Consider the following 10992-nt stretch of genomic DNA (forward strand, 5'->3'; position numbering starts at 1 on the left):
TGTATAAGAGACAGGGCTGCGCGCGGCCCTCGGCATGGCACCCGAGCACGTCGCCCACGGCATGCGCGTCTCGTACGGGCATCCCCACATCACCCCGGACCATGTGATGGCCTGGGAACGCGGGGCCGCCGCCCCGACCGACTCCGAACTCACCGCGCTGGCGGGCGTGCTGTGGTGCTCGCCCACCGAACTCATCGGCAGACCGCGTACCCTGCGCGAACACCGCATCGCCCGCTGCCTCGCCCCGGAGGACGTGGCCCGGGCCGTGGGACACGACGTGCACGCGTACCTGCGCATGGAGGAGACCGACGCCTGGCGCGGCACGGACCGTCAGTCCGCCGCCCTCGCCGACCTGCTGGGGCTCGGCCTGCCCGACTTCGTCACCGTCACCGGCCGGGACGCCAAGCTCGGCGATCTGCTGCGCCGCGCCGCCACCACCCGCTGGCAGGCCTACGTCCGCCCGGTGGCCAGACTCGTGCCCCTGGACCGGCGGTTCCTGGAGGAGGCCCTGCGGAGCCTGCACGAGGACTACCAGGGGCACATGGCCGCGACCCTCAGCTGGGGCGGCGGCAGCGGTGACGCGGGCGGGGCCGGCCAGGACTTCCTCGACCGGATCGTGGAGCACTTCTGGACGAAGCTCCAGGACGAGTCCGGCCCCGGGACCGGCTAGAAGACCGACTCCGCCTCGTCCATCCGGTCCTTCGGCACCGTCTTCAGCTCGGTCACGGCCTCCGCGAGCGGGACCATCACGATGTCCGTGCCGCGCAGGGCGGTCATCCTGCCGAACCGTCCCTGATGCGCCGCCTCCACCGCGTGCCAGCCGAACCGCGTGGCGAGGACCCGGTCGTAGGCGGTCGGCACGCCGCCGCGCTGGATGTGGCCGAGGATGACCGGCTTGGCCTCCTTGCCGAGGCGCCGCTCCAGCTCGTGGGCGAGGGCGGTGCCGATGCCCTGGAAGCGCTCGTGGCCGAATTTGTCTATGGCGCCCTTGCCGTAGTCCATGGAGCCCTCGGCGGGGTGGGCGCCCTCGGCGACGCAGACCACCGCGAACTTCTTGCCGCGGGAGAACCGCTCCTCGACCATCTTCACGAGGTCGGCGGGGTCGAACGCCCGCTCCGGCAGGCAGATGCCGTGCGCACCGGCCGCCATGCCGGACTCCAGGGCGATCCAGCCGGCGTGCCGGCCCATGACCTCCACCACCATCACCCGCTGGTGGGACTCGGCGGTGGTCTTCAGCCGGTCCATCGCCTCGGTGGCGACGCCCACCGCGGTGTCGAAGCCGAAGGTGCGGTCCGTGGAGGAGATGTCGTTGTCGATCGTCTTCGGGACACCCACGACGGGCAGGCCGGCGTCGCTCAGCATGCGCGCGGCCGTCAGCGTGCCCTCGCCGCCGATCGGGATCAGCGTGTCGATGCCGAACTCGTGGATCATGTCGGAGGCGTTCTCGCAGGCCTCGCGGAGCCGGTCGCGCTCCAGGCGGGACGACCCGAGGATGGTGCCGCCGCGGGCGAGGATGCCGCTGACGGACTCCAGGTCGAGGCTGCGGTAGCGGCCGTCGAGCAGGCCCGCGTAGCCGTCCTCGAAGCCGATGACCTCGTCGCCGTAGTTGTCGACCGCCCGGTGCACGACCGATCGGATCACGGCGTTCAGGCCGGGGCAGTCGCCGCCTGCGGTGAGAACTCCGATACGCATCGTGCTGTGTCTCCTGCTCGCTGTTGACACCGGTGAGCCACTGCCGATTGTTTCACGCTCCACAGCGCGGTGTGCGGCACCCGACTGCGATGGGCGCCTTATATATCGGCAGAGGTATTGTCAAGAGGGTTCTGCTCACCTCGGTGGGCGATTTTTGTGCCCCGGGCTGGACAGCAGTGGGGCAAGAGACGTACCCCCATCCGAGACGAAACGGAGAGCGCGCGTGACCCGCAGCGTGTACGTGACCGGCATCGACCGCGGCGACGGACGCCAGGTCGTCGAACTGGGGGTCATGGAGCTCCTCACCCGGCAGGTCGACCGGGTGGGCGTGTTCCGCCCCCTGGTCCACGACGGGCCCGACCGCCTCTTCGAGCTGCTGCGCGCCCGATACCGGCTCACCCAGGACCCGGCGACCGTCTACGGCATGGACTACCACGAGGCGTCCGCCCTCCAGGCCGAGGCCGGAACCGACGAGCTGGTGTCCACCCTCGTCGACCGCTTCCACCTGGTCGCCCGGGACTACGACGTCGTGCTCGTCCTCGGCACCGACTACGCGGACACCCAGCTCCCGGACGAGCTGTCGCTCAACGCCCGGCTGGCCAACGAGTTCGGCGCGTCCGTGATCCCGGTCGTCGGGGGCCGCAAGCAGACCGTCGAGTCGGTGCTCGCCGAGACGCGCAACGCCTACCGCGCCTACGGCACCCTCGGCTGCGACGTCCTCGCCATGGTCGCCAACCGGGTGGCCCGCGAGGACCGCGACGAGATCGCCGGCCAGCTCGACTCCCGGCTGTCCGTGCCCTGTTACGTCCTGCCCGACGAGCCGGCCCTGTCCGCGCCGACCGTCTCGCAGATCGGCCACGCCCTCGGTGCCAAGGTGGTGCTCGGCGACGACTCGGGGCTCGCCCGGGACGTGCTCGGCTTCGTCTTCGGCGGCGCGATGCTGCCGAACTTCCTGGGCGCCCTGACCCCCGGCTGCCTCGTCGTCACCCCGGGCGACCGCGCCGACCTGGTCGTCGGCTCCCTCGCCGCGCACAGCGCCGGTACGCCGCCGATAGCCGGCATGCTGCTCACCCTGGACGAGGTGCCCGGCGACGACATCCTGACCCTCGCCGACCGCCTCGCACCCGGCACCCCGGTGCTCTCGGTGGCGGGCACCAGCTTCCCCACCGCCGAGCAGCTGTTCTCCCTGGAGGGCAAGCTCAACGCGGCCACCCCGCGCAAGGCCGAGCGAGCCCTCGGGCTGTTCGAGCGGTACGCCGACACCGGCGAGCTGGCGCACCGGGTCTCCGCGCCGAGCAGCGACCGCGTCACCCCGATGATGTTCGAGCACAAGCTGCTGGAGCAGGCCCGCTCCGACCTGCGCCGGGTCGTCCTGCCCGAGGGCACCGAGGAGCGCGTGCTGCACGCCGCCGAGGTGCTGCTGCGCCGGGGCGTGTGCGAGCTGACCCTGCTCGGCCCGGTCGACCAGATCCGCAAGAAGGCCGCGGACCTCGGCATCGACCTCGGCGAGTCCCGGCTGATCGACCCGGCGACCTCCGAGCTGCGGGACGCCTTCGCCGAGCAGTACGCGGCCCTGCGCGCCCACCGGGGTGTCACCGTGGAGCTGGCCTACGACGTCGTCTCGGACGTGAACTACTTCGGCACGCTGATGGTCCAGGAGGGCCTCGCCGACGGCATGGTGTCGGGCTCGGTGCACTCCACGGCCGCGACCATCCGGCCGGCCTTCGAGATCATCAAGACGAAGCCGGACGCCGACATCGTCTCGTCGGTGTTCTTCATGTGCCTGGCCGACAAGGTCCTCGTCTACGGCGACTGCGCGGTCAACCCGGACCCCGACGCCGAGCAGCTCGCCGACATCGCCATCCAGTCGGCCACCACGGCCGGGCAGTTCGGCGTGGAGCCGCGGATCGCGATGCTGTCGTACTCCACCGGCACCTCCGGCTCCGGCGCCGACGTCGACAAGGTGCGCGAGGCCACCGAGCTGGTCCGCTCGCGCCGGCCCGATCTGAAGATCGAGGGCCCGATCCAGTACGACGCCGCGGTGGAGCCGTCGGTCGCGGCGACCAAGCTGCCCGGCTCCGAGGTCGCCGGGCAGGCGAGCGTGCTGATCTTCCCCGACCTGAACACCGGCAACAACACCTACAAGGCCGTGCAGCGCTCGGCCGGCGCGATCGCCGTCGGCCCGGTGCTCCAGGGTCTGCGCAAGCCGGTCAACGACCTGTCCCGGGGCGCCATGGTCTCGGACATCGTGAACACCGTCGCCATCACGGCGATCCAGGCCCAGTCCCCCGCCCCGGCCCCGAGCGAGAAGGCGACCACCCAGTGAGCCCGTCCCGTGTCCTCGTCCTGAACTCCGGCTCCTCGTCGCTGAAGTACCAGCTGCTCGACATGGGCGACAGCAGCCGGCTGGCGGTGGGGCTGGTCGAACGCATCGGTGAGCAGACCTCCCGACTCAAGCACACCCCGGCGGGCGGTGAGAGCCGCGAGCGCGGTGGCGCGATCGCCGACCACGATGCCGCGCTGAAGGCCGTCGCCGAGGAGCTCGCCAGGGACGGCCTCGGACTGGACTCGCCCGAACTGGCCGCGATCGGGCACCGGGTGGTGCACGGCGGCAGGACCTTCACCGAGCCGACCATGATCGACGAGGCGGTGCTAGCCGAGATCGAACGCCTCATCCCGGTGGCCCCGCTGCACAACCCGGCCAACCTCACCGGCATCCGCACGGCCCAGGTGCTGCGGCCCGACCTGCCGCAGGTCGCCGTGTTCGACACCGCGTTCCACACGACCATGCCGGAGTCGGCCGCCCGCTACGCCATCGACGTGCGGACCGCCGACGAGCACCGCGTGCGCCGCTACGGCTTCCACGGCACCTCGCACGCCTACGTCTCCCGGGCCACGGCGGAGCTCCTGCGCAGGGACCCCGCCGACACGAACGTGATCGTGCTGCACCTGGGCAACGGGGCGTCCGCCTCGGCCGTGCGGGGCGGTCGCTGTGTGGACACCTCCATGGGGCTGACGCCTTTGGAGGGGCTCGTGATGGGTACGCGCTCGGGAGACATGGACCCGGCCGTCATCTTCCATTTGATGCGTGTCGGTGGAATGTCCGCCGACGAGATCGACACTCTTCTCAACAAGAAGAGTGGTCTGATCGGTCTGTGCGGTGACAACGACATGAGGGAGATCCGCCGCCGCGTCGACGAGGGCGACGAGCAGGCGGAGCTGGCGTTCGACATCTACATTCACCGGCTGAAGAAGTACATCGGCGCCTATTACGCCGTGCTCGGGCGGGTGGACGCGGTGGCTTTCACCGCCGGTGTCGGTGAGAACGCGGCTCCCGTGCGGGCGGCCGCCCTGGCGGGCCTGGCGGAGTTGGGCCTGGCGGTGGACGGTGAGCGGAACGCCGTGCGCGGGGACGAGGCCCGGCTGATCTCGCCCGAGGGCGCCCGGGTCGCGGTGGCGGTGGTGCCTACCGACGAGGAATTGGAGATCGCGACACAGACCTACGCGCTGGTAATTGGTTCGGGGAATCACACCTGAGCGGCCTCCCGCCCTTTTGTATTTTCCGCCAGACGGAATATTCCGCTGGGAAACAAACCGATAGGATCGCCCCCATGCGCCGTTCGAAAATCGTCTGTACTCTCGGCCCCGCGGTCGACTCCCACGATCAGCTTGTCGCGCTGATCGAAGCCGGCATGAACGTGGCCCGCTTCAACTTCAGCCACGGCTCGCACGCCGAGCACCAGGGCCGGTACGACCGTGTCCGCGCCGCCGCCAAGGAGACCGGCCGGGCCATCGGTGTCCTCGCCGACCTCCAGGGCCCGAAGATCCGTCTGGAGACCTTCGCCGAGGGCCCCGTGGAGCTGGTGCGCGGTGACGAGTTCACCATCACCACCGAGGACGTCCCGGGCGACAAGACGATCTGCGGGACGACCTACAAGGGCCTGCCCGGCGACGTCACCAAGGGCGACCAGGTCCTCATCAACGACGGCAACGTCGAGCTGAAGGTCACCGAGGTCGAGGGCCACCGGGTGAAGACGATCGTCATCGAGGGCGGCGTCATCTCCGACCACAAGGGCATCAACCTGCCCGGCGCGGCCGTCAACGTGCCCGCGCTGTCCGAGAAGGACATCGACGACCTCCGTTTCGCCCTCCGCATGGGCTGCGACCTGGTCGCGCTGTCCTTCGTCCGGGACGCCAAGGACGTCCAGGACGTGCACCGCGTCATGGACGAGGAGGGCCGCCGCGTCCCGGTCATCGCCAAGGTGGAGAAGCCGCAGGCGGTGCAGAACATGGAGGACGTCGTGATGGCGTTCGACGGTGTGATGGTCGCCCGCGGTGACCTGGCCGTCGAGTATCCGCTCGAGAAGGTCCCCATGGTGCAGAAGCGCCTGATCGAGCTGTGCCGGCGCAACGCCAAGCCGGTGATCGTGGCGACCCAGATGATGGAGTCGATGATCACCAACTCCCGTCCGACCCGCGCCGAGGCCTCCGACGTGGCCAACGCGATCCTGGACGGCGCCGACGCGGTCATGCTGTCCGCCGAGTCGAGCGTGGGCGCGTACCCGATCGAGACCGTGAAGACGATGTCGAAGATCGTCGCCGCCGCCGAGCAGGAGCTGATGTCCAAGGGCCTGCAGCCGCTGGTGCCCGGCAAGAAGCCGCGCACGCAGGGCGGTTCGGTGGCCCGGGCCGCGTGCGAGATCGCCGACTTCCTCGGCGGCCGGGGCCTGGTGGCCTTCACGCAGTCCGGCGACACCGCCCGCCGTCTCTCGCGCTACCGCGCGGTCCAGCCGATCATCGCCTTCACCACCGACGAGGGCACCCGCAACCAGATGGCGCTGAGCTGGGGCGTGGAGCCGCACGTGGTGCCGTTCGTGAACAGCACCGACGAGATGGTCGACCTGGTGGAGCAGGAGCTGGTGAAGCTCAACCGCTTCAACGAGGGCGACATCGTGGTCATCACCGCCGGTTCACCCCCCGGTGTGCCCGGCACCACCAACATGGTGCGGGTCCACCACCTGGGCGAGAGCAAGCGCTGATCCGCGAAGGGCCGTGAAGGCCCGCACACGCCACCGAGGGCGCCCCCTGGGTCCAGGGGGCGCCTCGGTGTGTACGGCTCCCGAACGGGCTCTGAGGGGCCCTCAGTCGGTGACGAAGTTGTGCAGTCCCGGCACGTGCAGGGTCCCGCCGAACTGGCCGGCCTGCTGCACCTTCACGTTGGTGAAGTAGATCAGCGGGATGTTCAGCGGCGGCGGGTGCTCCGGGTCGAACGTGATCGGTATCAGCCCGAGCAGGTTGCCGGAGATGCTCTCCGTGTACATCACGGTGTCGCCGTCGCGGATCGTGGACGTCGAGCCCTTGGCCGCCTGCACGTGGTAGGTCTTGCCGGACTGCTTGTCCTTGACGGTCTGGTGCAGGTCACCGATGTCGGTGCCGCCCGATATGACGTACTTCAGAACCTTCTTGACGGTGCCGTTGGCGGTGCGCACCTCGACGACGCCCTGGTAGTCGGCGCCCTTCAGCGTCAGCGAGCTGGCGTTGAGGAACCACGGGTCGTCGGGCAGCGGCACCTTGTTGTCGACGCCGCCCTCGGCGTCGGTGGCGGCCGGGCAGTCGTCGGGGTCCGTGCTGGCGCTCGGGGAGGGGCTCGGCGAGGCGGTGGCCTCCTTCGCCTTCTCCGCCGCTTCCTCGGCAGCCTTCTCGACGGCCTTGGTGGTGTCCTCCACCGTCTTGCCGGTGTCCTTCACCGTGTCGGACGCCTTGCCGGTGGTGTCCTTGACGGTGTCCTCGACCGTGCCGGCGGCCTTCTCGGCGTTGTCCTTCACGGCGCCGGCGGCGTCCTCGGCCGGCTTCTCGGTGCTCTGCGACGCCGAGGCGGACGGGGTCGGGCTCGGGCTCGCCTCGCCCTTGTTCCCGCCGTCGAAGATGCCGCCGATCGCGTCGCCGATGTCCTCCAGCACGTTGCCGCCGCTCTCGGACGGCGAGGGGGACGGGGTGGCGGGCGCGTCGTCGCCCGTGGCGGGCGCGCTCGTGGACGGGCTCGGCTTCGGCTCGGCCTCGTCGTCGGCACCTGAATCCGACGAGGAGGAACCGCCGTTGCTCGCGTCCGTGCCACCCGAGGGGGACGGCTTCGGGGCCGTGTCGCCCTGGTCGTCCTTCTCGTCCGTCGCGCCGTCGCTCGCCGAGGGGGACGGCGTGGGCGAGGCGGACTCGTCGCCCTCGGAATCCTTCTCGGAGTCCTCCAGGGCCGCCACGCAGTCCTTGTACTCGTCGGCGGTCAGGCTCTTCGACGTCGGCGCCGCCGGGGTGTCGCTGTCGGCTATGGCGAGCGTCGACGTGAAGCCCATGCCCATGAGCACCGCCGTCGGCATCGCCGCCATGGCTATCGCCTTGCCGGTGGGCCTGCTGAACCTGGTGAACAGCGGCTTCTTGGGTGCCGCGTGGCGCGGCCCGGTTCTCACACGGGACGCCCCCACATCAGCCCCGTGGGTCACCTCGTCAGCCGGCACTGTGCCTCCCGTTCGCCCCGTTGGCCGGGTTCGTTCCTGACAGATCGTTCGGCTCGTCCACTCCGCCCACGGGCCGCAGCACCGTGGTTTCGTGGTCCGTTGCCTCGGGAGTCCCGCCCGTGCCGGTGTCGGCCATGGCGGCGGACTGTCCCGCGGGACGTGCGCCCGGCGCCCAGGCCACGGCCATCGCCCCGCCCACGATGGCGAGGAGGAAGCCGATGAGGAAGCCGCCCAGGTTCGACACGGGGAGGGACACCAGCGCCAGCAGGATGGCCGCGACTCCCGCGAAGACGCGGACGTGCTTCTGGAACCAGAGGCTCACGCCCAGTACGACGAGCAGCACGCCGATGATCAGGGACCCGGCACCCGCGGTGGTCGCCATCGCCAGCGTCAGGTGACCGATCTGGAGGTTCGCGTACGGGAAGTAGGCGATGGGCAGTCCACTGAGGAGGACGAACATCCCGGCCCAGAACGGCCGCTCACCCCGCCAGGCGCGGAACTGCTGCCTCCGGACGGTGAACTGGCCGGTGGCGGCAGGGGTCTCGGCGCTCATGGAAAAACAGCTCCCTGGTACAGCGTTGCTGTGGTGGTGATGTGGGCCCCGCGTGAAGGCGCGGCCGGAAGGTGGACGGGCGGGGGCGCCACCGGCTCCCCCGCCCGTCATCGAGTGCTTAGTAGCACTCCTTGACACCCGTCGACAGCGACATCTTCAGGCCGCTGAGCTTGAAGGTTCCGGCAGTGGTCGCCCACGCCGTCTGCTTCACGTCGGTCAGGGTCGCCTTGTCCGCCTGCTGGGCGAAGCCGTACGGGTTGGACGTCTCGCCCTTACGCATGGCCGGACCCTTGGTGGCGTCCTTGGCGGCCACACCGATGTCGATGTTCTCGAACGTCGCGTCGGCGCTGAGATCGGCGACATCGATGTAGAGGTTCTGGGCCTTGACCGGCTCCGCACCCTGACCCGCACGCAGGATCAGGCTGACGTTCCCGAGCACCGGAATGTTCGGGGTGACGACCGACTGGCACAGGTTCTTGATCGTCGCCTGCTTGAACGACGAGACGGCGACCGGGTGGACGGCCTTCTTGCCGTCCATCGTGTAACCCTCGTCGAGGGCGCCGTACTGCGAGAAGCCCGTACCGACGAGCTGGTCGGTCGTGACCTTGAACGACTGCCCGGAGACACTGAACGACGCGGCGAGAGCGCCCTGCGCGAGGGCGACACCTATCGCAGCCGTGGCGGCGACGCTGGGCACCATGACCACAGCGAACCGCTTCCATCTGGTCCCGCCACGCACCTGGGACTCCATATTTCCTCCTTCTCGGACGTACATCTCCTGTCCTGGCTCGCCCCGATTGACGGCTCGCCGGGCAGGGATGGGAGAAGTGCTACGTCCTCGGGAAGGAGAGCGCCTGCACTCGGCGGCGCAACTGCGCCCGAATCACCGGCGATCACCCCCGAGCGACACAACCACTGGTCGCGCCTGACACGCATCACGCACAACCCTGCTGGACAGGCTTCGCCGGAAGGGCGAAGACCCCCCTGTCCAAGAGCCGGCGCCACTGCCGCCGGCTCTGCTCGGTGGGGACCCAGGACGTCCCGTGACCCAACCGGCTGCCGGGGTACGGGATTGGACCGAGCGTGGCCGATCGTGGTGCATTCTCGCCGCCCGCACAAGGGGGTTCGTTACTCGCTAGTAACGGCCGGATAACCGAACAACGACCCATCGGTCTCGGCCGACGACACAGGGTGGCGCCGGACGGCGGTACAAAGCTGTTGATCAATGGACAGAATCCGACAGATCAACGCCAGTGACTTACTCGCAGTAACAGCGGCCGCGTTTACCAAGATTTGGTAAAGCGCGGCCGCAGTGACCCTCTTTCGGCAAACTTTTCACGCGGGCACCACACGCCCGCGTGTTTAACGACTGGTCAGAACAGGGCCCGCGCCAGCGCCCTGCGCGCCGCGATCACGCGGGGATCGTCGGGCCCGACGACCTCGAACAGCTCCAGCAGTCGCATCCGTACGGTGTCGCGGTCGTCACCCACCGTGCGCTGCACGGTCTCGATGAGCCGGCCGAAGGCGTCCTCGACATGACCGCCCACCAGATCCAGGTCGGCGGCGGCGATCTGCGCCTGCACATCGGCCGGCTTGTCGGCCGCGTCGCGGCGCACCTGCTGCGGGTCGACACCCTGCACCCGCTGGAGCAACTCGGCCTGGGCGAGGCCCAGCTTGGCCTCCTCGTTGCCGGGGTCCTCGTTCAGTACGTTCTTGTACGCCTGGACGGCACCGGACAGGTCGCCCGAGTCGAGCGCCTGCACGGCTGCCTCCAGGAGCGCGTCGTGCGGGCCGGCCGGCCGCTCGGGAGCCGCCGGGACGCCGCCCGGGTCGGCCTCGGCGTCGACGGTGAGACCGGTCAGGCCGAAGCGCTGCTCGCCGACCTGCACCAGCTGGTCCAGGGTCTGCCGGATCTGCGCCTCGCCCGCCGCTCCCTGGAAGAGCGGCAGCGCCTGACCCGCGACGACCGCGAACACCGCGGGGATTCCCTGGATGCCGAACTGCTGCATCAGCATCTGGTTGGCGTCGACGTCGACCTTGGCGAGCAGGAAGCGGCCGTTGTACTCGACGGCCAGCCGCTCCAGGACCGGGCTGAGCTGCTTGCAGGGCTCACACCACTCGGCCCAGAAGTCGATGACGACGGGCACCTCGGCGGAACGCTGCAGGACGTCCGTCTCGAAACCCGCCTCGTCGACGTCGATGACGAGATCGGCCGGGGAGATCGCCCCCGCCCCGCCC

At 69.9% G+C, this 10992-nt stretch carries 9 protein-coding genes; 4 read left to right on the top strand and 5 right to left on the bottom strand.

All coding sequences use genetic code 11. The features are described from left to right. Positions 1-16 precede the first annotated feature (16 nt). Positions 17-670, top strand: coding sequence for a helix-turn-helix domain-containing protein (locus tag C1J00_RS28945; RefSeq protein ID WP_245936548.1), 654 nt, complete (start codon positions 17-19; stop codon positions 668-670). Here C1J00_RS28945 and C1J00_RS28950 read toward each other — a convergent pair. Beyond that, positions 667-1692: an ATP-dependent 6-phosphofructokinase gene (locus C1J00_RS28950; protein ID WP_102911955.1), complete on the bottom strand. Its 1026-nt coding sequence runs from the start codon at positions 1690-1692 to the stop codon at positions 667-669. The genes C1J00_RS28945 and C1J00_RS28950 overlap by 4 nt on opposite strands. Before the next feature lie 223 nt (positions 1693-1915). On the opposite strand from C1J00_RS28950, the gene pta reads away from it, so the two are divergent. From pta to pyk, 3 genes are all read left to right on the top strand, one after another. Further along, a complete protein-coding gene (pta, locus tag C1J00_RS28955) occupies positions 1916-4018 on the top strand; it encodes a phosphate acetyltransferase (RefSeq protein WP_102911956.1) in 2103 nt (700 codons plus the stop codon). Continuing rightward, complete coding sequence (locus C1J00_RS28960; RefSeq protein WP_102911957.1) at positions 4015-5229, top strand: acetate kinase; 1215 nt, start codon at positions 4015-4017, stop codon at positions 5227-5229. The genes pta and C1J00_RS28960 overlap by 4 nt, the downstream gene beginning before the upstream one ends. A 74-nt stretch (positions 5230-5303) precedes the next feature. Next, on the top strand, positions 5304-6731 hold the full coding sequence (gene pyk, locus C1J00_RS28965) for a pyruvate kinase (RefSeq protein WP_102911958.1): 1428 nt from the start codon (positions 5304-5306) through the stop codon (positions 6729-6731). Between the two features lie 102 nt (positions 6732-6833). Here pyk and C1J00_RS28970 read toward each other — a convergent pair whose 3' ends face one another. The 4 genes from C1J00_RS28970 to C1J00_RS28985 all read right to left on the bottom strand — a co-directional run. Then, positions 6834-8201 (bottom strand): chromosomal replication initiator protein DnaA, encoded by a 1368-nt coding sequence (locus C1J00_RS28970; RefSeq protein WP_102911959.1) that lies wholly within the window; start codon positions 8199-8201, stop codon positions 6834-6836. After that, entirely contained in the window at positions 8191-8754 is a 564-nt protein-coding gene (locus tag C1J00_RS28975; protein ID WP_102911960.1) for a DUF6114 domain-containing protein, read from the bottom strand. Before C1J00_RS28975 ends, C1J00_RS28970 begins: the two co-directional genes overlap by 11 nt. Before the next feature lie 118 nt (positions 8755-8872). Further along, positions 8873-9505, bottom strand: coding sequence for a DUF6230 family protein (locus C1J00_RS28980; protein ID WP_102911961.1), 633 nt, complete (start codon positions 9503-9505; stop codon positions 8873-8875). A gap of 622 nt (positions 9506-10127) precedes the next feature. After that, positions 10128-10992 (bottom strand): tetratricopeptide repeat protein (locus tag C1J00_RS28985; RefSeq protein ID WP_102911962.1); only part of this gene is annotated, 865 nt, incomplete at its 5' end.

Origin of the sequence: Streptomyces cahuitamycinicus, assembly GCF_002891435.1 — a bacterium.
Lineage (GTDB): Bacteria > Actinomycetota > Actinomycetes > Streptomycetales > Streptomycetaceae > Streptomyces > Streptomyces cahuitamycinicus.

Coding starts and splice junctions, on each gene's coding strand:
- C1J00_RS28980 (WP_102911961.1), bottom strand. CDS start 9,505: ATGGAGTCCCAGGTGCGTGGCGGGACCAGATGGAAGCGGTTCGCTGTG.
- C1J00_RS28975 (WP_102911960.1), bottom strand. CDS start 8,754: ATGAGCGCCGAGACCCCTGCCGCCACCGGCCAGTTCACCGTCCGGAGG.
- pyk (WP_102911958.1), top strand. CDS start 5,304: ATGCGCCGTTCGAAAATCGTCTGTACTCTCGGCCCCGCGGTCGACTCC.
- C1J00_RS28950 (WP_102911955.1), bottom strand. CDS start 1,692: ATGCGTATCGGAGTTCTCACCGCAGGCGGCGACTGCCCCGGCCTGAAC.